This window comes from Pseudomonas fitomaticsae, from assembly GCF_021018765.1.
Classification (GTDB): domain Bacteria; phylum Pseudomonadota; class Gammaproteobacteria; order Pseudomonadales; family Pseudomonadaceae; genus Aquipseudomonas; species Aquipseudomonas fitomaticsae.
This window is the reverse complement of the sequence record NZ_CP075567.1, coordinates 2,857,369-2,883,643: the sequence shown is the minus strand read 5'-3', so window position 1 is coordinate 2,883,643 and position 26,275 is coordinate 2,857,369. Positions and strand designations below refer to the sequence as shown.

The 26,275-nt window shown below is 62.1% G+C and carries 13 protein-coding genes (1 of these 13 cut by a window edge); 7 read left to right on the top strand and 6 right to left on the bottom strand.

Annotation, left to right across the window (positions count from 1 at the left end):
* Window positions 1-53 precede the first annotated feature (53 nt).
* The 3 genes from KJY40_RS13005 to KJY40_RS12995 all read right to left on the bottom strand — a co-directional run bounded on the left by KJY40_RS13005 (window position 54) and on the right by KJY40_RS12995 (window position 3,233).
* Window positions 54-1,598, bottom strand: coding sequence for a class I SAM-dependent methyltransferase (locus tag KJY40_RS13005; RefSeq protein WP_230737299.1), 1,545 nt, complete (start codon window positions 1,596-1,598; stop codon window positions 54-56).
* A 77-nt stretch (window positions 1,599-1,675) separates the two neighbouring features.
* The gene (locus KJY40_RS13000; RefSeq protein WP_230737297.1) at window positions 1,676-2,131 is read right to left on the bottom strand and encodes a VOC family protein; all 456 of its coding nucleotides are present in this window, start codon (window positions 2,129-2,131) and stop codon (window positions 1,676-1,678) included.
* 145 nt (window positions 2,132-2,276) lie between these two features.
* Window positions 2,277-3,233 carry a threonine dehydratase gene (locus KJY40_RS12995; RefSeq protein ID WP_230737296.1) on the bottom strand — a complete coding sequence of 319 codons (957 nt, stop codon included), beginning with the start codon at window positions 3,231-3,233 and terminating at the stop codon, window positions 2,277-2,279.
* A gap of 95 nt (window positions 3,234-3,328) precedes the next feature.
* Here KJY40_RS12995 and KJY40_RS12990 point away from each other — a divergent pair, with 95 nt between their 5' ends.
* From KJY40_RS12990 to KJY40_RS12960, 7 genes are all read left to right on the top strand, one after another.
* Window positions 3,329-4,162 (top strand): helix-turn-helix transcriptional regulator, encoded by an 834-nt coding sequence (locus KJY40_RS12990; protein ID WP_230737295.1) that lies wholly within the window; start codon window positions 3,329-3,331, stop codon window positions 4,160-4,162.
* A 140-nt stretch (window positions 4,163-4,302) separates the two neighbouring features.
* Complete coding sequence (proP, locus tag KJY40_RS12985; RefSeq protein ID WP_230737294.1) at window positions 4,303-5,805, top strand: glycine betaine/L-proline transporter ProP; 1,503 nt, start codon at window positions 4,303-4,305, stop codon at window positions 5,803-5,805.
* 153 nt (window positions 5,806-5,958) lie between these two features.
* Window positions 5,959-6,798, top strand: a complete 840-nt coding sequence (gene yghU / locus KJY40_RS12980) for a glutathione-dependent disulfide-bond oxidoreductase (protein WP_230737293.1) — start codon at window positions 5,959-5,961, stop codon at window positions 6,796-6,798.
* Between the two features lie 90 nt (window positions 6,799-6,888).
* Window positions 6,889-8,388 carry a glycolate oxidase subunit GlcD gene (gene glcD / locus KJY40_RS12975; protein ID WP_230737292.1) on the top strand — a complete coding sequence of 500 codons (1,500 nt, stop codon included), beginning with the start codon at window positions 6,889-6,891 and terminating at the stop codon, window positions 8,386-8,388.
* Window positions 8,388-9,452, top strand: coding sequence for a glycolate oxidase subunit GlcE (glcE, locus tag KJY40_RS12970; protein ID WP_230737291.1), 1,065 nt, complete (start codon window positions 8,388-8,390; stop codon window positions 9,450-9,452). Before glcD ends, glcE begins: the two co-directional genes overlap by 1 nt.
* A 3-nt stretch (window positions 9,453-9,455) precedes the next feature.
* Window positions 9,456-10,688 carry a glycolate oxidase subunit GlcF gene (glcF, locus tag KJY40_RS12965; RefSeq protein WP_230737290.1) on the top strand — a complete coding sequence of 411 codons (1,233 nt, stop codon included), beginning with the start codon at window positions 9,456-9,458 and terminating at the stop codon, window positions 10,686-10,688.
* Window positions 10,689-11,656: 968 nt separating this feature from the next.
* The gene (locus KJY40_RS12960; RefSeq protein WP_230737288.1) at window positions 11,657-12,427 is read left to right on the top strand and encodes a helix-turn-helix transcriptional regulator; all 771 of its coding nucleotides are present in this window, start codon (window positions 11,657-11,659) and stop codon (window positions 12,425-12,427) included.
* Between the two features lie 64 nt (window positions 12,428-12,491).
* On the opposite strand, the gene KJY40_RS12955 is transcribed toward KJY40_RS12960, so the two are convergent.
* From KJY40_RS12955 to KJY40_RS12945, 3 genes are all read right to left on the bottom strand, one after another.
* Window positions 12,492-14,447 carry a MacB family efflux pump subunit gene (locus KJY40_RS12955; protein WP_230737286.1) on the bottom strand — a complete coding sequence of 652 codons (1,956 nt, stop codon included), beginning with the start codon at window positions 14,445-14,447 and terminating at the stop codon, window positions 12,492-12,494.
* A gap of 2 nt (window positions 14,448-14,449) precedes the next feature.
* Entirely contained in the window at window positions 14,450-15,598 is a 1,149-nt protein-coding gene (gene macA / locus KJY40_RS12950) for a macrolide transporter subunit MacA (RefSeq protein ID WP_230737285.1), read from the bottom strand.
* A 66-nt stretch (window positions 15,599-15,664) separates the two neighbouring features.
* Window positions 15,665-26,275 carry the 3' portion of a non-ribosomal peptide synthetase gene (locus tag KJY40_RS12945; RefSeq protein WP_230737284.1) on the bottom strand. The gene runs 4,038 nt beyond the window's last position, so the window shows 10,611 of its 14,649 coding nt (coding positions 4,039-14,649); its start codon lies off the right edge, out of view; it ends in the stop codon at window positions 15,665-15,667.

Genomic DNA, 26,275 nt, shown 5'->3' with positions numbered 1-26,275 from the left:
CGATGAAGCGACAGGATCCCGTCCTGTCGCCTGTTCTGCATCAAATCTCGTGCCTAAACGATTTTCAGCGCCTTGAGAATCACCAGCGATGTCTCGGCAAACACCTCGGCCTGTCCGGTCAGTTCAGCAAGGTTTTCTTCGGCGGTGGTCAACGCCTTGCCGTCCTTGAGGAGCCCTTCCCCCTGACCGCCGATGATGCCCCATGCCAGTTGCGCCCATTCAGCCGGGTGCTTTTTGCCTTGCTTGATCGATATCAGGAACAACTGCTGGAAGCGACTGACCGTCACTCCACCACCCGTCACCGGGCTCGCCAGTGTCTGAATCTTGTTGCCATACAACGAACGCTTGCACAGCTGCAGGTTGAGGGTATTGCAACGGGCCTGCACCAGCTTTTCGGCCGCCTCGCTCTGACAGGGCGCCACGACGCTCATGCCGATCAGCACGTTGAGGGCCTGTTCCACATCGCCATAGGCCAACGAGGGCACGAGATCCATCAAATGCCGCAAGGTCTTCGGCACATAGGCGTCATCCGCCAGCGCTGCGAGTACCGGGCCATAGATCTCTGCCTGCAACGTCGCTGCGCCTGCCGGACCGGTGACATTGGCCGGCACGTTCTCGGCCGCCTGCAACAGGATGAAGCGCGTGCCGAGCATGCGCTCGCGGTGTTCGGTGGCAGACAGTTTGTTGGCGCCACGCACGTAAAGATCCCGGCGGAAACTCTGATTCACGAAGTAGTCACGTGCCTGCTCGCGCATGACGGGATGCTCGATACCTTCCAGAAAGTCCATGCCTTCGGCGCTCAGGTTGAGCGGGTCGACAGAGTCCAGCGGCACGGCTGTCGTGGCGTAATCGAGCTTGGCGGGCGCCACGGCATCGACCACGTCGGTGAAATACATGCAGTTCCAGTCGCGGTTGAAATACTCATGGGCGACGTACTGGCGATCCTGACCTTTGATGCTCTGCAGCTTGGCGTCCAGGCCAGGCGCCGACCCGGCATATTTGGGGTTGGCCGCGAGCAGCGCTTCGGAAAACTGCAGCGCGGCATCGATACGCTGATCCGGGCGCGCAGAGGCCTGACTGGCGAAACGGTCGTGCAAGCTGAACAATTGGCGCAAGGGTGCCTGAGGCGACCAGCCCGGGAAGCAGTTGTAGCTGACGTACAGCAGACCGCCCGGCTTGAGATGACGACGAACGAACTCGACGATCAGCTTGTGGTTGTCACGGCTGACCCAGGTCCAGATGCCATGCAGGCTGATGCTGTCGAACGACGGCAGGTCATGGCGGGCCAGCAACTGCTCGAAACTGTCGTCATACAGCCGCGCGTCGCTGCCCCAGTCGCTCGCCAGCCCGATGGCATGGGCCGCCTGCCCCGGGTGAAAGTCGGTACCGACGTACGAGCCCGGATTGCCCGCCGCGTGGATATTGATCGAAACGCCCTGACCAAACCCCAGTTCGCAGTGATGGCCGTCGGTGCTTTCGAGCGTGGCAAAGCCGCGCAGCAACAAACAATAGCGCTGGAAAACCGGATTGATTTCCCGGCTGTACCCGTAGGTGTAGCCTTCGTCCGTGAAATACCCCTCATTCCAGGCATTGCTCATGCGTGCACCCTTTCATTTCGAATGTGAAAGCCGCTCTTATAAGGGGTAGACATGGCGGATCACAAGCAGAAAAACGGTCAGGCGAACGCCTCCTCGATGAACGCCTCCAGCGCCTTGTCCTCGAGGATCTCGATCGAGAAGTGTCCGAAGCGCCTGGGCAACCAGATGATGCGTGCCCCGGCCGGCGATTGCAGGTGCTCGCGGGCCAGCGGCTGGCCGTTCTCGTCTTCCGGCTGAACACCCTGGGCGAGCAGTTCGTCGTAGGCCTTTTCGATGTCCGGCGTCGAATAACAGTGGCGGTAGATCATGCCCTCACCGGCGCTGTCCAGCAGCTCCCGCAGGTTCCCGGCCAACGGCTGGACCAGCATGAAACGCTCCTGTCCGATCAACGCAATCGCATACCGCACATGCAGGCCGCCCCGCTCCCAGACCAGCGTCCGGGAAATCCTGGCTTGCAGAATCTGCGCATAGTAAGTGCAGGCCTCCTCAAGGTTGTTGACCAGTACATCGACATGACTGAACTTGAGCTCCATTGCCGGTCTCCTGCTTGAAGGACACTCATGGTAACGACCGCGCGTGAAGATGCCGAGCCTGAAAACGAACTCTGACAACACCCTCTTTACAGAACACCAGATAAAAGACATTGCCGACAGGATCCGCAAACAACTGAATCCATCCTCAACCAATCACCTGCGCGTACACCCTCTGGTCGACATTGCCCCCTGACAGGATCACCCCGACCTTTCTCCCCTGCATCTTGTCTCGCTCCTGCATCAACGCTGCCAGCGCTGCCGCCCCCGCCCCTTCGGCAAGGTTGTGGGTGTCGGTGTAATAAACGCGCATCGCCTCGGCGATTTCCTCCTCGTTGACCGCAATAATCCGTGCGGCGCCGGTCCCATAGATATCGAACGCTTCGGCAATCGGCTTGCGTACCGCCAGACCGTCGGCGAAGGTGTTGGCCGAGGCGGTTTCACAGATGGATTTCGCTTCAAAGGACAGCTTGGCGGCGGCCGCTTCCGTGGAGACTACGCCCACCACTTCGGTGTTCAGACCCAATGCGTTGCGCGCCGCGATCACACCGCAGATTCCCGAACCACAGCCAATCGGCACATACACCGTGTGCAGATCCGTTGCCGCACTGAACAGTTCCAGCGCATAAGTTGCCACGCCCTTGACCAGTTCGATATGAAACGGCGGCACCAGATAGAGACCGTGCTCCTGCGCCAGGCGAGCGGCCTCTTCCCGGGCCTCATCGAAGTCACGACCGAACTCGACCACTTCACCGCCGAAACCGCGCATGGCGTTGTTCTTTTCCTGTGAATTGCCCTGCGGCACGACAATCAGCGCCTTCAAGCCCACGGCCTGTGCTGCCAGCGCCAGACTCTGTCCGTGATTGCCGCGTGTCGCGGAGACGATACCTTTGACGTTCGGGTGCTCACGGCGCAGCCAGTGCATGAAGGTAATGCCACCGCGCACTTTGAAGGCGCCGGTCGGCGTATGGTTTTCGTGCTTGACCCAAACGGTGCAGCCCAGGCGCTCGGCCAGCAGCGGCCAGCGATATTGGGCGGTGGCCGGCATGACTTGATAGACCTGGCGGGCAGCGTTTTCGATGGCGTCGCGAGTGAGGGTGGACATGAGCGGCTCCTTGGGTTTTGCGTCAGTCTAGGCAAGGACACATCATGTCGGCTTTCAAAAAACCGACCTGACTTTTACCCACCCTCTTCATTACTATGGCGACCATGAACCCTCGAAATCGTCGACAACCTGCAGCCATTGCGGAACCGGTACGTCATATCGCAGCCGGCCCGTGGGCGATCGAATTGCTGCCCGGCGCCGCCTATTCAGCGCGGTACGTGGCGACTCAGTCCTCGATCGGCTTCGCCTTCGACAGCCAGCGCGGCCTGCATGCCATCGGCACGGACCGGATACGCCCGTTCGAAGCAATGCCCAATGGGCTGGCGTTTGTCCCGGCCGGTTGTGACGTGTTGTCCGAATCACCGGTGGGCGGCGAATACCTTCGGGTGATCCGCACCGATGGTGTCGGGCTGACGGGGGATCGGCCATTCAACAATCGCATCGACCCGCAGGCCATCTACCTGGCCCAGCGAATCCGCAGCGCACTGTTGCGGCCTCAATGGAACGACGACTGGGAAGCCTGGGCAATCGGTCTGGCTGAACGAGGCGCAGATCTTGATGTGGCATTGCCGCAAGGCTCGATCACCGGCAGCCGGATGCGCTTGCTGGATGAGTTCATTGACGCCGGCCTCGGCGGCCCGCTCGGGATACCGGCGATGGCGCAGTTGCTGGAACTGTCCGAGGGCTATTTCATGCGTGCCTTCAAACAGGCGACCGGCAAAAGTCCCCACAGTTACCTGATCGACCGGCGACTGGCCAGAGCCCGGGCGTTGATGCGCGATTCGACAGCGAGCCTGGCGCAGATTGCCCTCACCTGCGGTTTCAACTCTCAGGCGCATATGACTGCCGTCTTCCGGCAGCGTCTCGGCGTGAGCCCGGCGCAACTGCGCACAGCGTCTGCCAGCGGTAAAAAATACAATCGGTTGTGAATTTTTTCGTGTGCTCTTGCATCTGAACTGAAAGAAGCCGTGCCATTAAAAAGATAGCATCGGTCAAGGCAACCCGTCTGGCCCGAGTCATACCGGAACAGCGGATTGCATCAAGACAGATCAGCTGCAGAGTGACCCGCATGAAATCACACGAGAAAACCGTCAGCCCGATCGGACTGCAAGACATCACCATCGTCGACGATGCCAAGATGCGCAAAGCCATCACCGCCGCAGCGCTGGGCAACGCGATGGAGTGGTTTGACTTTGGCGTCTATGGCTTCGTCGCCTATGTGCTGGGCAAGGTGTTCTTCCCGGGGGCTGACCCCGGTGTGCAGATGATCGCCGCGCTGGCCACCTTCTCCGTGCCCTTTCTGATCCGGCCACTGGGCGGACTGTTCTTCGGTGCACTGGGCGATAGATACGGACGGCAGAAGGTTCTGGCGGCGACCATCGTAATCATGTCGCTCAGCACCTTTGCCATCGGCTTGATTCCTTCCTATGCATCGATCGGTATCTGGGCGCCGATCCTCCTGTTGCTGGCCAAAATGGCCCAGGGCTTTTCAGTGGGCGGCGAGTACACCGGCGCATCGATTTTCGTGGCTGAATACGCGCCAGACCGCAAGCGGGGTTTCCTTGGCAGCTGGCTGGACTTCGGTTCGATTGCCGGATTCGTCCTGGGCGCCGGTGTGGTGGTGCTGATTTCCACGATCATTGGCGAGGAAAAATTTCAGGAGTGGGGTTGGCGCCTGCCCTTCTTCCTTGCTCTGCCACTGGGCATGATCGGTCTCTACCTGCGTCATGCCCTCGAAGAAACACCGGCCTTTCAGCAGCATGTCGAAAAACTCGAACAAGGCGATCGCGAAGGCCTGGCCGCCGGCCCGAAAGTGTCGTTCAAGGAAGTGGCGACCAAACACTGGCGCAGCCTGATGACCTGCATCGGCGTGGTGGCAGCCACTAACGTGACCTACTACATGCTGCTCACCTACATGCCGAGTTACCTGTCCCACAACCTGCACTACAGCGAAAATCGCGGGGTGTTGATCATCATCGCGATCATGGTCGGCATGCTGTTCGTCCAGCCGGCGATCGGCTTCATCAGCGACAAGATTGGCCGCCGCCCCTTCATCATTTGTGGCAGCGTCGGCTTGTTCATCCTGGCCATTCCGGCATTCATGCTGATCAACAGCGGCAAGATCGGCCTGATCTTTTCGGGCCTGCTGATCCTGGCGGTGCTGCTCAATTTTTTCATCGGCGTCATGGCCTCGACACTGCCGGCGATGTTCCCCACCCATATCCGCTACAGCGCGCTGGCCAGCGCGTTCAACGTATCGGTGCTGATCGCCGGCCTGACGCCAACCGCTGTGGCCTGGCTGGTGGAAAGCACGCAGGACCTGTACATGCCGGCCTACTACCTGATGGTGATCGCCGTGGTCGGGTTGATCACTGGCGTGACAATGAAGGAAACCGCCAACAAGCCCCTGCGCGGTGCGGCACCGGCGGCTTCCGACATCGCCGAGGCGCGGGAGCTGCTGCAGGAGCATCACGACAACATCGAACAGAAGATCGAAGACATCGATGCCGAAATCGCCGAACTGCAAGCCCGGCGTGAGCATCTGGTGCAGCAACATCCACGAATCGAATAGTGAAGCAATGGGGCCTGCTCGCTCATCGTGATCGGCCATGCCGGTTGGGCTGCCTGTGGCACTCACCGGCCCTTTTGTGGTGTCCTGTCTTACACGAGCTCACACATCGACAAGGGGCTCACATCATTCAGGCAAGCAACCGACGAGGTCTTCATGAGCGACACATCGTACGTACCGCCCAAGGTCTGGAAACACATTGCTCCGTCCGGCGGCCAGTTCGCCAGCATCAATCGCCCGACCGCCGGTCCGACACACGAAAAAGCCCTTCCAGTCGGCAAGCACCCGTTGCAGCTGTATTCACTGGCCACACCCAACGGCGTGAAAGTGACCATTCTGCTGGAGGAGTTGCTGGCGCTCGGTCACATCGGCGCCGAGTACGATGCCTGGCTGATCCGCATCAACGAGGGTGACCAGTTCTCCAGCGGGTTTGTCGGGATCAATCCGAACTCCAAAATCCCGGCGCTGCTGGATCGCGGCGTAGAACCGGCCATTCGTGTCTTCGAGTCCGGCTCGATCCTGCTCTATCTGGCGGAAAAATTCGGCGCCTTCCTGCCCATCGATCTGGCGGGTCGCACAGAAACCCTGAACTGGCTGTTCTGGCAAATGGGCTCAGCACCTTACCTGGGCGGTGGCTTCGGGCATTTCTATGCCTATGCACCGGAAAAGCTCGAATACCCGATCAACCGATTCACCATGGAAACCAAACGGCAGCTGGATGTACTCGACCGCCGCCTGAGCGAAAGCCCTTACCTTGCCGGCAACGACTACACCATCGCCGACATCGCGGTCTGGCCGTGGTATGGGCAACTGGTGCGCAACAACGTGTACTCCGCTGCCGAGTTTCTATCCGCCCATGAATACATCCATGTGCAACGCTGGGCGCAAGAGATTGCCGAACGGCCTCCGGTCGTTCGCGGCCAGCGCGTCAACCGTACGTGGGGCGATGAAGCGAGCCAGGTTGCGGAGCGACATCAGGCGAGCGATCTGGGCTGAGGTTCGTTCGATACGACATAAGACCTGAGCTGCCATGATGTCAAACGGCACCGACCTCGAATAACGACAACGGAGGGTCGTCCACCGATCATGAACATTCTCTATGACGAGCAGGTCGACGGCGTTTTGCCCGACGTCGACAAAGCCGCACTGTTGCAGGCCCTGCATCGCCAGTGGCCGGATCTGGAAGTCCTGCATCAGCTTGAAGAGCTCAAGCCGTATGAGTGCGATGGCCTCTCCGCCTATCGCACCACGCCGTTGCTGGTGGTACTGCCACGGCACATCGATGAAGTTCAGGGAATATTGCGAATCTGCCACGAACGACGGGTACCGGTGGTGGCCCGGGGCGCCGGGACCGGTTTGTCCGGCGGTGCCCTGCCACTGGAGAAAGGCGTGTTGCTGGTGATGGCGCGCTTCAACAATATCCTGCAGATCGACCCCAAGGCCCGCACCGCACGCGTCCAACCCGGAGTGCGCAATCTGGCGATCTCCCAGGCCGCCGCGCCGTTCGGCCTGTATTACGCGCCCGATCCTTCCTCGCAAATCGCCTGCTCCATCGGCGGCAATGTGGCGGAAAACGCCGGCGGCGTGCATTGCCTCAAGTACGGGCTGACCGTGCACAATCTGCTCAAGGTCGAAATCCTTACCGTGGATGGCGAACGCTTGACACTGGGGTCGGACGCGCTGGATTCCCCCGGCTTCGACCTGTTGGCGCTGTTCACCGGTTCCGAAGGCCTGCTCGGCGTCATCACCGAAGTCACGGTCAAACTCTTGCCCAAACCGCAGACGGCCAAAGTGCTGCTGGCAGCATTCGATTCCGTGGAAAAGGCTGGCCGCGCAGTGGCCGACATCATCGCGGCCGGCATCATCCCCGGCGGCCTGGAGATGATGGACAACCTGGCGATCCGCGCTGCCGAAGACTTCATCCACGCCGGTTATCCGGTGGATGCCGAAGCGATTCTGCTCTGCGAACTCGATGGCGTTGAGGCCGATGTTCACGATGATTGCGCACGGGTCCGACAAGTGCTCGAACACGCCGGCGCCACCGAACTGCGCCAGGCCCGGGACGAGGCCGAGCGCGTGCGATTCTGGGCCGGACGCAAGAATGCCTTCCCCGCCGTGGGCCGGCTGTCGCCGGACTATTACTGCATGGACGGCACCATCCCACGCCGCGAGCTGCCTGGCGTACTGCACGCGATTGCGCAGCTTTCAGCCGAATATGGCTTGCGGGTCGCCAACGTATTCCACGCCGGCGACGGCAACATGCACCCGTTGATTCTGTTCGACGCCAATCAGCCCGGCGAGCTGGAGCGTGCCGAAACGCTGGGCGGCAAGATCCTCGAACTGTGCGTGAAGGTCGGCGGCAGTATCACCGGTGAACACGGCGTGGGCCGGGAAAAAATCAACCAGATGTGCGCGCAGTTCAACCGCGACGAGCTGACGCTGTTCCACGCTGTGAAAGCAGCCTTCGACCCCGGCGGCCTGCTCAATCCCGGCAAAAACATTCCAACCCTGCATCGCTGCGCCGAATTCGGCGCCCTGCACGTGCACCACGGGCAACTGCCCTTCCCCGAGCTGGAGCGGTTCTGATGGGTGACACCAAGGATTTCGATGACAGCGCCGCGCTGCTCGAGCAGGTCAACCGGGCGCTGGAAAACGCTACGCCGCTGCGCATCCAGGGAGCGAACAGCAAGGCGTTTCTCGGACGCATCGTCGGTGGGGAGATTCTCGACACCCGCGTCCATCGCGGCATCGTCAGCTACGACCCGACCGAACTGGTGATCACCGCACGCTGCGGCACTCCGCTAGCGGAATTGCTGGGCGTGCTGGACGCCTCGCAACAGATGCTCGCGTGCGAACCACCCGCCTTCGCCGACGACGCCACGGTCGGCGGCATGATCGCCACGGGCCTGTCCGGGCCGCGTCGGCCTTGGGCGGGATCGGTGCGCGATTTCGTGTTGGGCACGCGGATCATCACCGGTCATGGCAAACACCTGCGCTTCGGTGGCGAAGTCATGAAGAACGTCGCCGGCTATGACTTGTCACGTCTGATGGCAGGCAGTTACGGCTCGCTGGGGATTATCACGGAAGTCTCGCTCAAGGTGCTGCCCAAACCGCGCGCGTGCTTGAGCCTCAGCCTGGAAATGACCGGCGAACAAGCCTTGCAGCGTCTGGCCGAATGGGGCCAGCAGCCGTTGCCGATCAGTGGCGCGTGTCACGATGGCCGGCAATTGCACTTGCGTCTGGAAGGCGGCGAAGGTTCAGTGGCGGCCGCCCATGATCGCCTCGGCGGCGATCTGATCGACAGTTCGTTCTGGGCCGACCTCAACGAGCAACGCCTGGGCTTCTTCGATGAAGACCAACCGCTCTGGCGCCTGTCCGTGCCGCTGAACACGCCGCCGCTGAACCTGCCCGGCAAGCAATGGCTCGACTGGGGCGGCGCGCAACGCTGGCTCAAATTCACGGCCGAAGCGGCGATCATTCGCAAAGTAGTCGGCGACGTCGGCGGCCATGCGACCTGCTACAGCCACGGTCTGATCGATGAACCGTTCCATCCTCTGGCACCCGCCCTGCTGCACTATCACCGCCAACTCAAACGACAACTCGACCCCCGGGGCATTTTCAATCCCGGGCGTCTGTACGCGGAGCTTTGAGCCATGCAGACCACCCTCAGCCCGCAAGCCCGACAACTGCCCCGCGCCGAAGAGGCCGAAAGCATCCTGCGCACGTGCGTTCATTGCGGATTCTGCAACGCGACCTGCCCGACTTATCAATTGCTCGGCGATGAACTGGACGGCCCGCGCGGGCGCATCTATTTGATCAAGCAAGTGCTCGAAGGCAACGAAGTCACGGCGAAAACCCAGCAACACCTGGACCGTTGCCTGTCGTGCCGAAGCTGTGAAACCACCTGCCCTTCCGGCGTGGATTATCACAACTTGCTCGACATCGGTCGCGCGGTGGTCGACGCCGCGGTCCTGCGGCCACTCGGGCAGCGCCTGTTGCGTGAAGGGTTGCGAACCATCGTGCCCAATCCACGACTGTTCAAAAGGTTGGTCAATGGCGGTCAGATGTTCCGGGCGCTACTGCCCGAGACCCTGCAAGACAAACTGCCACGCAACGCAACGATTCCCGCAACACGCCCCGTCATCCGCCATGCACGGCAAGTGCTGATGCTGGAGGGTTGCGTGCAGCCGGGCTTGTCACCCAATACCAATGCAGCAGCGGCGCGAGTACTGGATCGTCTGGGCATCAGCGTGATCCCGGCCCGCGAGACTGGTTGTTGCGGCGCGGTGGATTATCACCTCGACGCTCAAGCCACCGGACTTGACCGCGCCCGCCACAACATTGATGCGTGGTGGCCGGCCATCGAACGGGGTGCCGAGGCGATCGTGCAGACCGCCAGCGGCTGCGGTGCGTTCATCAAGGATTACGGGCATTTGCTCGGCGCTGATCCGGTCTACGCCGAGAAGGCAAGGCGTGTCAGCACGCTGGCCCGGGATCTGGTGGAAGTGCTGCGCGAAGAACCGCTCGAATCCCTCGGCATCCACGCCGATCAGCGTCTGGCCTTTCACTGTCCCTGTACTTTGCAGCACGCGCAGAAACTGGGCGGTGCGGTGGAGTCGGTGCTGACCCGACTGGGCTTCAACCTCACGCCTGTGCCGGACGCACATCTGTGTTGTGGCTCGGCGGGCTCCTACTCGCTGACCCAGCCAACACTGGCCCGACAGTTGCGCGAGCAAAAACTCAACGCCCTGGAAAGCGGCCATCCAGACGTCATCGTCACCGCCAATATCGGCTGTCAGGCCCACCTCGACGGCGCAGGGCGCACACCGGTCAGGCACTGGATCGAGTTGGTGGATGCCGCGTTGCCTTCGCTGACCGAGGCGTAGGATCGCTGGCGAGGGCCAAACGATGGGCGAAAAAAAACCGCCTTTGCGGGGCGGTTTTTTCGACAAGCCTCAGTTTGCGGCTGGGGCTCGGTGTGTCTCACTGGCCACACTGACGTAAACGGATGGTATTTATCTTTATCGGTTCCTGCAACACCTTTTGCCTACTTGAAATGCCAGCCATGAAAATCCGAGAAATATTCTTCGACGCACGGCACCAAACATAAAAAATGGCAGAAATAACAATTAACAAAGTATGCAGCCTCACCTCATCCGAAACAGCAAAGTCAGTCATGGATAGGCTGTTTTCTGGGTTAGTATGCGGGCGCTCACATTGCAGCGAAGCAGCGAGGTCTGGTCGGCGATCCTACAGATTTACGCCCTCCGACACGGTTTTTGCACCCGTGCCGGAATGATGTTTCGGGGGGACATCAACCGGCCGCCTCACTGGTCACGCTGACGTGTAGACCCAAGGCACACATGATCCGGTAAGTGCGCTGGAGGTTTGGCCCCCGACCTGGAGGCCAAAACGTATGAAGCTGTTGCTGCGTACGCTGAGCCTCGTATGGAGATCGTTTCAAGCGTTCCGCTTCTACGAATTCCTGCGAGACCATTTCAACGACCTGAAGTAACGGGTCGTTGATGCGGGAAGAAGCCCGTTTCAGTTTCGGCTGAAACGGGCTTTTTTATACGCGTTAATAGCTGTCATAAGTAGGACTTATCAGAAAGTCTCTGTAGGACATTTCACCAATCACTTCGAACACCTTCAAACTTGTTACCGCAGCACGGGCGTCGACCCAGGTATCACGTCACTCACCCTGGTTATGAGCTAATAGCCCCTTCATTAAACCGTCGCTCAAACGTTGTACTAGGATAGGATCCAATTTCCCGATTTGTGGTCGCCGGCCAAGGACATCAGCCGGAGAGTCGGGAAAGCGCAATTCCCCCATTGCTACTCATGGATGAAACACATGAACTCACATCTGTTCCCTCACATCGGCAAAGTCATCGCCAGCACCGGCAGCCGGCATTTTCCGCGGATGCTGCATGACCTGATCCTCACCCAACTGGCCGTGGATGCCACCCATATCCGGCAGATGCGCGTGGAGCCGGTCGGACGTGCGCAACCGCGCACCGATCCTGAATGCCCCAAAGAGGCGGCACTGACGGCCGAGACGGTGTATTCCGAACTGAGCACCGATCCCGGCAACAGTGACGTGCCCGCCCCGGAACCCTCCACGGTCACCGATGCTTCGCAATTGCACCTGACCCGGCGCAAGGACGGTTACCGTTATGTGATTTCCGTGTATCGCTGCGGGCCGTCGAAGCGGTTTTCCGCCCGGGAGCGCAGCCTGTTGCAGGACATCTCCCCGGTGTTGCTGCCCATGGTGGAAAAGCACATCCACGCGCTGCAACCGGCGAATGCGGATCCCGAGGCGCAAGCCGCAGCGACCGAAGCATCGCTTCAAGGCCTGGAAACCCTGCGATTGCGCTTTTGCGAACGCGTGCAGCAACTGGGCCTGAGCCTGTCGAACCGTGAAATGGAAGTGTGCGTCGGCCTCCTCGCCGGCCGCACCGCGCCCGAACTGGCCGAGCAGTTGCGGTTGAAGGTCAACACCGTCGAGAGCTACCTCAAGCGCGCCGCCATCAAACTGGGGATCAGCGGCCGCCATTCGCTGATGCGCTGGATGTATTCACCTGAAGACTGCCCGGCCGCCTGCGACCCGTCCAACGCGGCCTGATCGTTCGCACGTCTGTAAAAAAACCGCTGTCCTGCAAGGGGCGGCGGTTTTTTCATATCGCCTTTCAGTCCCGCGCCAACGCCTCGATCGGGTCAAGCCGCGAAGCATTGCGCGCGGGCACGAAGCCGAACACGATGCCGATCAGCGTCGAGCAAATCACCGCCGTAAACACCGAAGTCAGCGAAAACACCATTTCCCATTCCTTGATGAACAGCGAAAACAGGTGGCCAATGGCATAACTCAGCGAAATACCGATGGCCCCGCCGAGCAGACAGACCATCACCGCCTCCACCAGAAACTGCTGACGAATGTCCGACTGCCGCGCCCCCACCGCCATGCGAATACCGATCTCGCGGGTACGCTCGGTGACCGACACCAGCATAATGTTCATCACCCCGATGCCGCCCACCACCAGCGAAATCACCGCAATCAGCGACAGCAACAAGGCCAGTGAACGGCTGGTTTTCTGCACGGTCTGCATCACGCTGTCGAGGTTGTTGGTAAAGAAGTCCTTGGTGCCGTGGCGCTGCAGCATCAGTTTGTTGACGTTGTCTTCCACCACCTTGCTCGGCTGGCCGTCCTTGATCCGCACGCTGATGCTGTCCAGGTAACGCTGACCCAACAGCCGCCCGGCTGCGGTTTCATAAGGCACCCAGACGTTGAGCGACTTGCTCGACGAGAAGATGTTCTTGTTCTCCGCCGCCACGCCAATCACGGTGCACGGCAGGTTGCCGATCAGGATCACCTGCCCCAGCGGATCGACACCCTCGCCGAACAACCGATGGCGGGTGTTGTGATCGATCACCACCACCTGCGCCTGGCGCCGGGCATCGCTTTCGCTGAATGCAATGCCCGACTCCATCTTGATTCCGCGCACCTGAAAGTACAGATCGCTGACGCCGTTGACCTGGGCATCGAGGTCAATATTGCGATAGCGCAGCAACAGATTGCGCCCGACCACCGGCGTGGCGCTGTCGACGTAGTAGAGCTGGTTGAGCGCCGTCACATCCGCCGGCACCAGGGTTTCGATGGCCGCCGAGCGGCTGTCGCCGAAACTGGTGCCGGAATAGATATCGATGGTGTTGCTGCCGATGGCCTGAATGTCCTTCAGCACATAGCGCTTGGCCCCTTCGCCGATGGCCGAGATCGACACCACCGAGGTGATGCCGATGACGATCCCGAGCATGGTCAGCAGGGTGCGCATCCGATGGGAAATCAGCGCGACCCAGGCCATGTTGAAGGCTTCCTTGAACAACCCGAGACTGGCCACCAGACGCCGCGCTGCCGTGGATTTGGGGACCGCGTCCTCATTGCTCAATGCCGTGGTGTCGCGTTCGTTGCGGCGGTCGCTGAGGATTTCGCCGTCGCTGACTTCGATGATGCGCTCGGCGTTGGCCGCGACCTTGGGGTCATGGGTCACCAGAATCACCGTGTGCCCGGCCGCGTGCAGCTCCAGCAGGATGCGCATCACTTCCTTGCCGCTGGTGGTGTCGAGGGCGCCGGTCGGCTCATCCGCGAGGATCACTTCGCCGCCATTCATCAAGGCCCGGGCGATACTCACCCGCTGCTGCTGACCACCCGATAGCTGGCTCGGGCGATGGGTCAGGTGCCCCTCCAGCCCAAGGCGCGCCAACAATTCACGGGCCCGGGCATGCCGTTGTGGTTCCGGCGTACCGGCGTAGATCGCCGGCATCTCGACGTTGTGCATCGCGCTCAAGTGCGGCAGCAAGTGGTAGCGCTGGAAGATGAAGCCGAAATAGTCACGACGCAGTTCGGCCAGCGTCTGATTGTCCAGATCCCGGGTTTCCCGGCCATTGATCTTGTAGCTGCCGGCCGTGGCGTAATCGAGGCAGCCGAGGATGTTCATCAAGGTCGATTTGCCGGACCCCGAGGCGCCGATGATCGCGACCATTTCCCCGGCATGGATCGTCAGGTCGATATTCTTCAGCGCCAGGAATTCACGGTCGCCCGCGGTGAAACTGCGGCTGATGCCGGTCAGTTGCAGCAGAGGTTCGGTCATGCTCATGCCCCTGCCACTTTCGTCACCGGATCACCGATCACCACCCGGTCGCCTTCGGCCAGACCGTCGTTGACCTGCACCTTGACGTTGTTGTTGATCCCGGTCTGCACATTGCGCGATTGCGCCTGGCCCTTGGCGTCCAGCACCCGCACCGGGAAACTGCCGTCGTTGTTGCGCGGGCCCAGCGCCGCGACCGGAATCGTCAGCACCGATTTGGCGGTGTCGAGCACCACTCGCACCTGAGCGGTCATGGAAATACGCAGGCGATGATCGGGGTTGGGCACCTCGAACAGCGCGTTGTAGAACACCGCCGTGTTCTGCTTCGGCGTGCCGGCGGGCGGGGTTTCGAGGAAGTTCTGCGGCGCCGGTTCAGTGCCTCGCAGCTTGCCGTAGTAACGCTTGTCCTCGCCGAGAATGGTGAAGTAGACCTCCTGCCCCGGCGCGATATGTATGACGTCGGCCTCTGACACCTGAGCCTTGACGGTCATGGTGTCCAGGTCCGCCAGTTTGAGCAGGATCGGCGCCAGCTGGTTGGCGATCACGGTCTGGCCTTCCTGAGTCACGATGCCCACCACGTCACCGTCGATGGGCGCGACGATCCGTGTGTAAGCCAGATTGACCTTGGCGGTGTCGATCTGGATATGCGCACTCTTGATCTGCGCGTCCAGCGACAACAGATTGGCCTGCTGCACTTCGTAGTTCGATTGCGCGGTCTCGAAATCCTGCCGCGAAATCGAGGCGTCCTCCTGCAGATTCTGATAGCGCTCGTAGATCGCCTTGGTCTGCCGTAACTGAGCCTGAGTCGCCCGACGCTGGGCTTGCAGATTCTCCTCATCAACCTGTGCCTGACGCAGGGTGTTCTGCAGCACCAGCGGATCGATTTCCGCCAGCCACTGCCCCTTCTTGACCTTGTCGCCAACCTTGACCTTCAGCGACTTCAACTGCCCCGAAACCTGGGCACCGACGTCCACCTGTTTGATGCCCTCCAGCAGACCGGTGGCGAGCACTGCGTTTTCAATATCACCGCGTTCGACCGTGGCGGTCAGGTATTGCGGTGCCTCGGCCGGCGCCTGCACCGTGTAGAACACCAACCCGGCCACCAGCGTCAACGCGATTCCCAGACCGACTTTGCGCAACTTCGACTGTTCCATAAATGACCACAATTCCGTTCAGGGTTGAGCCCGGCCAGCGGCCGGGTTCCAGGATAAAAACTTCAATCAGGACAACACTTGATCCGCCGCCACCGTCAGCCCGTCATGCCACCACGCCGCGAGACTGAAGACGTTGGGCGCCTTGAGAATCGTGAAGTGGTTGCCGGGGCCGTACCACACCGCCAGATCCCTGGCCTCGCGCTGCCAGCCTTCGAGCATCGCCGTCTGTTCGCGCTGGTTGCCTGATGCGTCAAGCGTTGGGTCGTCCACCAGCGCCAGACGCACCGGCCCGGTATAGGCCAGCGCCGGCTGATAGACCGTGCGCAGCGCAGTGGCGAAGGTGCGCACCGGGCCCTGCATCGCATCGACTGAAGCGCGTTCGGACAGCACACCCGCGTGCACCATCCCGTCATGCAGCAGGCGCATTTGCGTGGTGTCGTCGGCTTCGGCGAAAGCCAGCGCATCGATGCCCAGAGACTTGCCGCTGGACAGTTGCAGCGACTCGATCAGCCGCAACAACGCTGCCGTCGTGGTGTACGGCTTGCCCACGACGCTGTTGCCCCCCGGCGATTCGCTGTCGATCAGCGTCAGGGACGCCACTTCGCGCCCTGCCGCCTGCAACTGCGCCGCCATGGCGTAGGCCACCCAGCCACCGAACGAATGCCCGATCAGATGCACCAGTCCTTGCGGATACAACTGCTCAAGTGCCCGCAGATAGAACGTGGCTGCGCTTTCGACCCGGCTGTGTGGCACGCTCGTGCCGTCGAGGCCTCGGGGTTGCAAGCCGTAAATCGGCCACTCCGGCCCCAGCGCCTCGGTCAGATGGATGAAGCCGGTGACACTGTCGCCAGCCCCCGGCACACAGAAAATCGGCGCATGCCCGGCGTGACCGGTCTGGATCGTCAGCAGTGGCTGATAGGCTCGGAATTCGATGGCAGTCGAAGCCTGCAATGCCTGGCTGAGCGCCTGACCGAGCACGTGCACATGCGGCGCCTGCATCATGCTCTGGTGATCGCCCGGCACATCGATGCAGCGCAGCAGCGTGGCCGGCACCTCGTCCGACCAGCCCAGGGTCGGGTGCCGACGAGACAGCTCTGTCGGATGCTCCTGCGCGCGGAACAGATGCAGCGGCAAGCCCAATGGATTGATTCGATAGTGCGCCAGCGCATGCCCGTGGGCGACCTCGCGTGCGAGGTAATGCCACAGATCTTCCGGTGTAGCGGCCGCCATGTCCGGGTGCAGCAATTGTTCTTCCCGGCAACGGCTCAACAGCGGCTGGAAGTCGATCTGTTCCAGCTCGGCCTGCAACAGCGCCAGATGCGCCAGTGCGGCTTGCCCCGCCTCGCCGCGCGTGGCCCAGTACAGCGTGCAATGCTGCAGCAACTGGCGTTTGTGCGCATGCTCGTCGCTCCAGCGCGCCTTGCCCTGATCGGTCAGGCGCGGCACAAAACTGTCGATCAGACCGACGAAGGACACCGCCTCATCCATGCCGAGCAACTGCATCGCCACTTCATAGGCCAGCACCCCGCCGAACGACCATCCGGCCAGGCGATAAGGCCCTTGCGGCTGCACCGAACGGATGATCTCCACCATGCGTGCAGCGAGGCATTCCATGGTGCGCAGCGGTGCCTTGCCGAACGGAATGCCCGGCAGGCCGTAGATCGGAAAATCGCCATCGATGTGCAAACCCAGCGCCGGGAAGTAGGCGTCCAGTCCGCTGAACTCATGGACCAGGAACAACGGCGTGCCGGTGTCACCGGCACGCACCACAACCAGCCCGTCATCCTGCTGCTCGGCGCCCGTGCGCTGGCTGAGCAAGGTGCCAAGCGACTCGATGCTGGCATGCTGGAACAGCTCGGCCAGCGTCACTTCCAGTCCGTTCTGCTGCATCAGGTTGACCAGACGAATAGCCAGCAGCGAGTGCCCGCCCAGCTCGAAGAAGTTGTCGTGACGACCGACCTGTTCGACCTGCAGAACCTCAGCCCAAAGCTGTGCCAGTTTTTCCTCCAGCGGGTTGGCCGGGGCTTCGTAAATGCGGCTGAGCAGTGCGTCCTGTGCTGGTTCCGGCAAGGCTTTGCGGTCGACCTTGCCGTTGTTGTTCAGCGGCAAAGCGTCGAGTTGCACCCAGGCCGAGGGCACCATGTATTCCGGCAGGCGTGCTTGCAACTGACTGCGCAGGCTCGCGCTGTCGACGCCCTTCTCGGCCGTGAAATACGCCACCAGACGCAGCGGTTCCTGGCCGTCCTGACGGGCCAGCACAATGGCTTCCCTGACCCCTTCGCAGTTCAGCAGACGGTTTTCGATTTCCCCGAGTTCGATGCGGAAGCCGCGGATTTTCACCTGATCGTCGTTACGGCCGATGCACTCCAGTTGGCCCGGTGCGAGCCAGCGTGCGAGGTCGCCGGTGCGATACAGCAATGCGCCAGGTTGCTCGCTGAATGGGTCTTGCAGGAATTTCTCGGCAGTCAGATCCGGGCGATTGAGATAACCCAACGCCACGCCCTGGCCGCCGATGTACAGCTCGCCGGTGACGCCCATCGGTACGGGTTGCTGACGGGCGTCGAGCACGTAGACCTGGGTGTTGGAGATCGGGCCGCCGATCGGCACGCTGTCGGCAGTTTCTGCCACTTCGCGCACTTCAAAAGTCGTCGCGTAGGTGGTGGTTTCGGTCGGGCCGTAGCAGTGGACGATGCGCAGGTTTGGTGCCTCGGCAAGCAAACAGCGGAAAGCGGCCGGGTCGGCACGTTCACCGCCACAGAGCACAATGCGCAGGCCCTTCAGTGCCTCGGGGATCAGTTGCACGTACTGGTTGAACAGCGCGGTGGTGACAAACAGGATCGTCGCGCCGGTGTTGGCCAGTTCACGTCCGAAGGCCTGCGGATCAAGCAAGGTCGCATGGTCGATCACCACCACTCGCCCACCGTTGAGCAGTGGCCCCCAGACGTCCATGGTGCTGGCGTCGAACGCCGGGTTGGAAGCAAATGCCACGCGATCCTGCGCATTGAAATCGGCGTACCCGTTGTTGATCACGAGCCGACCGATCGCCCGGTGCGGCACCATCACCCCTTTCGGCGTGCCGGTGGAACCGGAGGTGTACATGATGTAGGCCAGCGATTCGGAGGACTGCGGCAGATCCGGGTTGTGGACCGGTTGCGCGCCCAGTTCGAGTAAATCCAGATCGACCCGGTGCTCGGTGTAATCAATCGCCTCAGTGCTCAAGGTCAGCAGCACTTTCGCCCTGCAATCCTCAACCATGAACGCCTGACGTTCAGCCGGCGCGTTGATGTCCAGCGGCACATAAGCCGCCGCACACTTGCCGATGGCCAGTTGCGCGACCAGCAGATCCAGCGAACGCGGCAGCAGAATCGCCACATGTTCGCCCGGCTGTACGCCCTGCCCGATCAGGTAATGGGCCAGACGGTTGGCCCGTTGATTCAGTTCGTCATAGGTCAACGTCGCTCGGCCATGCACCGCCGCCACATGTTGCGGATACAGTTTCACTTGCTGTTCGAACAGTCCATGAACCATCGATCCCGACGGATACTCCCGCTGAGTCGCATTGAACCCGACCAGCAACTCCCGACGTTCATGCGGCGGCAGAATCGACAATTGATCGACGCCCAATTGCGGCGTCTGCTCCAAAGCCTGCAACAGGCTGCCAACCGCAAGGTGCATGTAGTCGCAGATCCGCCCGGCATCAATCCCGGCCGTGGTCAACGCGGTCAGGCTGAAGTCTTCGCCCAGGTCATCGACGCTCAGACTCAGGCGGTAGTTGCTGCGCTCTTCGGCATCGAGCAACTGCATGCCCTGCCATGCCGCCAGGACCTCGGCGGTCGGCGTGCCTCCGCCGCCACTGTGGCGGTAATTGAACAACGCATTGAACAGCGACGCCCCCGGCGCCATGGCGCTGCAACGCTGCACCAGCGCCAGCGGCGCGTGTTCGTGATGCAGCAAGCGGTTCAAGCGCTGATGGGTCGCCAGCACGGCCTCCCTCACCGATTGCCCGCCCAGATCGATGCGCAGCGGCAAGGTATTGATGAACACCCCCAGCGCCCGTTCGGCCCCTTCACCGCCGTGCAACCGGCCGAGCAGCACCGTGCCGAACACCACGTTTTCACGCCCCGACAGTTGTCCCAGCACGTTGGCCCAGGCCAGGTGCATCAGACTCGCGGCGCTGATGCCCAGACGTCTGGCCTTGGCCCTGACCCGCTGGCTCAACGTGGTGTCCAGTAACCGCTGCACATGACCGTTGCCGCTGTCCGCGACAGAGCCCTGGCCATACGGCAGGGTCGGTTCGTCGATATCGCCGAGCATGTCGCGGAAGAACGTTTCATGTTCCTCTTCACTCAGCCCCGAGCGCGTGCGGGCGACGTAAGTGCGATATGGCACCGGTTCGGCCAGTTGCCGCACCTGGCCGAGCAGAACCGCCTGCATCTCGTGGCGCAGCACTTCCAGTGCAATGTGATCCATGACCAGGTGATGGAACAGCAACAGCGCCACCACGCGCCGATTGACCGCATCCCAGCCGTGCACCACGCGCATCAGCGGCGCCTGAGTGACGGCCATGCGGTAGTGCCGGGTATCGAACTGGCTGCGCAACTGGCTCAATGCATCCGTTTCACTCTCGTCCAGCTCCACCGTTTCACACACCAGCGACGCCTGGCGCCAGACCACTTGCACCGGTTCTTCCAGCCCGTCCCAGAACAGCGACGTGCGCAGGATGTCATGGCGTTCGATCACGGCCTGCAAGGCTTCGGCGAACACCCGCAAGCGTGACTCATCGGCGAACGCAAACTGAGCCTGCAACACATACGGATCGCCCTGAGGTGCCGACAAGTGATGGAACAGGATGCCGGCCTGCAACGGCGCCAGCGGGTAAATGTCCTGCACGTTCGCGGCGCCACCGGGAATGCTGGCGACGATGCGGTCGATGGCGGGCTGGTCCAGCGCAACCAGTGGCAGCATGTCCGGAGTGATGTGTTTGCAGTCCGGCGCAATGCGGTTGGCCGGGACTTCGGTCTCCGTCTCATCGCCGACCGCGGCAGCCAGTGCCGCAAGCGTCGGCTGGCTGAACAGCACGCGCACATCAGCGGCCAGACCGACATGGCGCATCCGCGCTACCAGATTGACTGCCATCAGCGAGTGTCCGCCCAGTTCGAAGAAGTTGTCGTGCCGCCCTACCCGTTCCACGTTGAGCAATTCGGCCCAGAGTCCGGCGAGGAGAATTTCCACCTCGCCGACCGGGGCTTCGTATTCGCGGGTGATGACCGAGGCCAGATCCGGTGCCGGCAGGGCCTTGCGGTCGAGTTTGCCGTTCGGACTGAGCGGCAGAGCATCGAGATGCACGAACACCGCCGGCACCATGTAATCCGGCAGGTGCTCCAGCAGGTGACCACGCAGCACGTCGATTTCCAGTCGTGCGCCGGTGTAATAGGCAACCAGGCGTTTGTCTCCCGGCACGTCTTCACGGGCCAGCACGGCGGCTTCCTGCACGCCGCTGATGTCGGTCAGGCGGGACTGGATTTCCCCGAGTTCGATGCGCAGGCCACGGATCTTCACCTGATCGTCGTTGCGGCCCAGGTATTCGATATTGCCGTCGGCCAGATAACGGGCGACGTCGCCGGTGCGGTACATGCGGCCGTCGGGCTGGAACGGATCTTTCAAGAACCTCTCAGCACTGAGCTCAGGACGATTCAGATAACCGCGTGCCACTTGTACGCCGCCGATGTACAGCTCGCCGACCACGCCCTGCGGCACCGGTTGTTGCTGGGCGTCGAGGATGTACATGCGGGTGTTGGCGATCGGTTTGCCGATCGGTGTGTTGTCCGGCGTGGTGTCGATTGGCCCGGCGCAATCCCAGGCCGTAACGTCCACTGCCGCTTCGGTCGGGCCGTACAAGTTATGCAATCCAGCGCCCGGCAATTGCTGTTTGAAGCGCCGCACCAGACTGCCCGGCAAGGCTTCACCGCTGCACATCACCTGCCGCAAACCATGGCAACGCGCGGTGTCGCCATGGGCGAGGAACACGTCGAGCATCGAGGGTACGAAGTGCAGCGTAGTGATCTGCTGCTGTTCGATTACGTCGCTGAGGTACAGCGGATCCTTGTGCCCGCCCGGACGCGCCATGACCAATCGTGCGCCGGTCATCAGTGGCCAGAAGAATTCCCACACCGACACGTCGAAGCTGAACGGCGTCTTTTGCAGCACCGCATCTTCGAAGCCGAGGCGATAGGCGTCCTGCATCCACAGCAAGCGGTTGACCACCCCGCTGTGCTCGTTGATCACGCCTTTCGGCTGACCGGTCGAACCTGAGGTGTAGATCACGTAAGCCGTATGCTGCGGAGTCAGTCCATCGACCGAAGGGTTATCAGCCGACAATGATTGCCAAGTGTCGTGATGCAGATCGACCACCGGCACCGCCACCTCACCCAACAACCCGCGAGTCGAACCCTGCACCAACACCGCCGATGGCGCGCTGTCCTCCAGCATGTAGGCCAGACGCTCCAACGGATACGCCGGATCCAGCGGCACATAACCGCCGCCGGCCTTCAGAATCGCCAGCAACCCGACCACCATTTCCAGCCCGCGCTCGACGCAGATCGCCACCCGCGCATCCGGGCCAACGCCCAAACCGCGCAAGTGATGCGCCAAACGGTTGGCCCGAACGTTCAGCTCGGCATAACTCAGTCGCTGTTCGCCTGAGAGCACCGCCACCGCCTGCGGCGACCGTAATACCTGCGCCTCGAACAGACCATGAATGCTTTGCTGAAGGTCGTAATCAACGTCAGTGGCATTGAAGCCATGCAACAAATGCCGACGCTCATCCTCCGCCAGCACATCCACCTGTTCCAGCAACGCCTGATCGTTGCCGACCATGGCCTGCAACAGCTGCTGCAAGTAACCGGCATAACGCTGAGCCGTCGACTCATCGAACAGCGCCGTGGCGTATTCCAGCGAACCCCGGATCACCCCTTGGGCCTCGCCCAAGGTCAGCGACAGATCAAACTTGGCAAAGTGACTCGGCTCGGCCACCCCCTCCAGCGTCAGATCACCGAGGGCCAGCGTCGCACCGCTGCCGCTGTCCCAGCTCAGCAGCGTCTGGAACAACGGGCTGTGAGACAGGCTGCGCACCGGCCGGGTGATTTCCACCACCTGCTCGAACGGCAGATCCTGATGGGCCTGCGCTTCCAGCGTGCACGCCTTGACCCGCGCCAGCAACGCCTCGACGCTCAGCGCGCCCGAGGTGTCGATGCGCACGGCCAGCGTGTTGACGAACAGCCCGATCAGCCCTTCGATTTCCGCCCGGTTACGGTTGGCGACCGGCGAGCCGATTACCACGTCCGACTGCCCGGACAAGCGACCAAGCAGCATCGCCCACGCACTCATGATCGCCATGTAAGGCGTCACGCCGTGGCGTTGGCACAGCGCCTTCAGGCCTGCGCTCAAACGTTCATCCAGCCGGATGTCGACACTGCTGCCGGCGTAATCCTGTTGGGCCGGGCGTGGCCGGTCGGTCGGCAGCATCAACAGCGCCGGCGCACCGGCCAGGGTCTGCTGCCAGTAATCGCTCTGACGCTGCAAGACTTCGCCGCTCAGCCAGCGGCGCTGCCACACGGCGTAGTCGGCGTACTGCAACGGCAGTGGCGGCAGCGGATCGGCCTCGCCATGGCTGAACGCCTGATACAGCGCCATCAGTTCGCGGGTCAGCACCCCCATCGACCAGCCATCGGAGACGATGTGGTGCAGGGTCAGCAACAGCACATGATGATCATCGGCGAGTCGCACCAGACGCCCGCGAATCAGCGGATCGTCCTGCAAATCGAACGGCCCCGAGGCTTCGCCCTGAATCAGCGCCTGCAAGGCTTCGTCGGCCTGCGGGTGCTGGCGCAAGTCTTCGACCCGCAACAGCACTCCGCTGTCGAGCGGCGCGATCAACACCTGGGCTTCCTCGTTGAACTGGGCAAAACGGCTGCGCAGGGTTTCGTGACGCTCGACGATCCGCGTCAGTGCCCGTTGCAGGGCCGTTTCGTCGAGGCGACCACGCAGGCGCAGGCCGAGCGGAATGTTGTAGGCGGTGTTGGCGCCTTCCAGCTGGGACATGAACCACAGGCGTTGCTGGGCGAACGACAACGGCAACGCGCCCTCGCGTGGCACCGGTCTGATCGCCGGTTGCGTGCAGCGTCCGGCCTCGGCCAGCACTGCGACCACAGCGGCGAGTTCGGCGTTGGCAAACAGCTCGGCGAGGGTCAGCTCCACCCCCAGTCGCTGACGGACCTGAGACAACATGCGCATCGCCAGCAACGAGTGACCACCCAGTTCGAAAAAGTGATCCTGACGCCCGACCTGTTCGACTTGCAGCACTTCGGCCCAGATCTGCGCCAGGGTGGTTTCCAGTTCACCTTGCGGCGCCTGATAGTCGCGGGTGAACAAGGCGCTGCGATCCGGCACTGGCAAGGCTTTGCGGTCGACCTTGCCGTTGGCGGTCAGCGGCAGCGCGTCGAGTCTGACGAAGGCCGCCGGCACCATGTATTCCGGCAACTGGCTCAGCAGATGCGCCCGCAGGTCCGCCACGGCCAACGGTTCGACTTGCGCCTGCTCGGTGAAATACGCCACCAGCCGCACCTGACCAGGTTCGTCTTCGCGGGCCACCAGCACCGATTCCTGAATACCGGGCAACTGGTTGAGGCGGGTTTCGATTTCGCCGAGCTCGACCCGCACGCCACGGATCTTCACCTGATCGTCGTTGCGCCCCAGGTACTCGATGGAACCGTCGGCGCGCCAGCGAGCGAGGTCGCCAGTGCGGTACATGCGCCCGTGGTTGAACGGGTCGTTTACAAAACGCTCTTCGGTCAGATCCGGACGATTCAGGTAACCCCGGGCCACACCGGCGCCGCCCACATAAAGCTCCCCGGCCACGCCGACCGGCACCGGACGCATCTGCTCATCGAGCAGGTACACCGTCGCGTTGGCGATCGGTTTGCCGATGTGCAGCGCCTGCCCCGCTTCGACGATACCCGAGGTGGCAACCACCGTGGCCTCGGTCGGGCCGTAATTGTTGACCACATCGAACGACTGCTGGCGGTTGAACTGACGCAGGCGGTCGCCGCCGATCAGCAGCGTGCGCAGGGTCGGGTGTTCGAGGTTCTGGCTGAAGGCGTATTCGGCCACCGGTGTCGGCAGGAAACTCACGTCCAGCGGCTGCGCGCGCCACCAGTCGAGCAGCGCGTCCACGTCTTCGCTGCCATCGCGGGCCGGCGCGAGGTGCAAGGTCGCGCCAGCACACAGGGCCGGCCAGACTTCCCAGGCCATGGCGTCGAAGCCGAAACCGGCAAGGCTTGAAGTGTGGCGACCGGCGCACAGGTCGAACGCCTGGCAGTGCCAGTCGACGAGGTTGCTCAGGGTGTGATGTTCGACCATCACACCCTTGGGCAACCCGGTGGAGCCCGAGGTGTAGATGACGTAGGCCAGGTGTTCGCTGGTCATGTCAGGCACCTGCGGATTGCCGGTTTCGGTGTCCGGCCAGCCCTGCAGATCGAGGTCGATCACCGGCACGTCCAGCGCCGGCAGGCGTTCGCGCAAGTCACTCAGGCACAGCACCGCCATCGGGGCGCTGTCGCTCAACAGGTAGTTCAAACGCTCCGCCGGGTGCGCCGGATCTACCGGTACATAACCGGCGCTGGCCTTGAGAATGGCCACCAGTCCGACCAGCGTTTCCAGACCGCGCCGGGCAACGATGGCCACCCGTTCATCGGGACGAACACCCAGCCCGATCAGATGATGGGCCAAGGTGTTGGCCTGCCGGTTCAGCTCGGCAAAGGTCAACACCTGCCCCTGGCAAATCGCCGCAACCGCTTCGGGCCGCTCGATCACTTGCGCCTCGAATCGCTGCGCAATCGTCAGCCCCGACACAAACTCAGCGTGCGTGTCGTTGAACGCAACCAGCAACTGTTCACGCTCGTGAGCCTGAACCATGTCGAGCTGTTCCAGCGCCGCCTGATCGTTGGCAACCATCCCGCGCAGCAATTGCTCGTAGTAGCCGGCGTAACGCTGGATCGTCGATTCATCGAACAGCGCCGTGGCGTATTCCAGCACGCCGCGAATGCCCTCGCGGGTTTCGCCCAGGGTCAGCGACAGGTCGAACTTGGCGAAACGGGTCGGGCCGGCCACGCTTTCCAGCGCCAGCTCACCCAGAGCCAGATCCGGCCCGACGCTGTTCTCCCAGCTCAAGGTGTTCTGGAACAAAGGACTGTGGGAAAGACTGCGCGCCGGCCGGGTGACTTCCACCACCTGCTCGAAGGGCAGATCCTGATGGGCCTGCGCCTCAAGCGTGCACGCCTTGACCCGTGCCAGCAGCGCTTCGACGCTGAGCTCGCCGGAGATCTCGATGCGCAGGGCCAGGGTATTGATGAACAACCCGATCAGCCCTTCGATTTCCGCCCGGCCACGGTTGGCAATCGGCGAGCCGATCACCACGTCCGACTGGCCAGACAAGCGACCGAGCAACAGCGCCCAGGCGCTCACCATCGTCATGTACATCGTCACGCCGTGCCGCTGGCTCAGCGCCTTGAGCCCGGCGCTCAGCGGCTCGTCCAGCCGGAACTCAACGCTGGCGCCGGCGTAATCCTGTTGCGCCGGACGCGGGCGATCGGTCGGCAGCACCAGCAAGGTCGGAGCGCC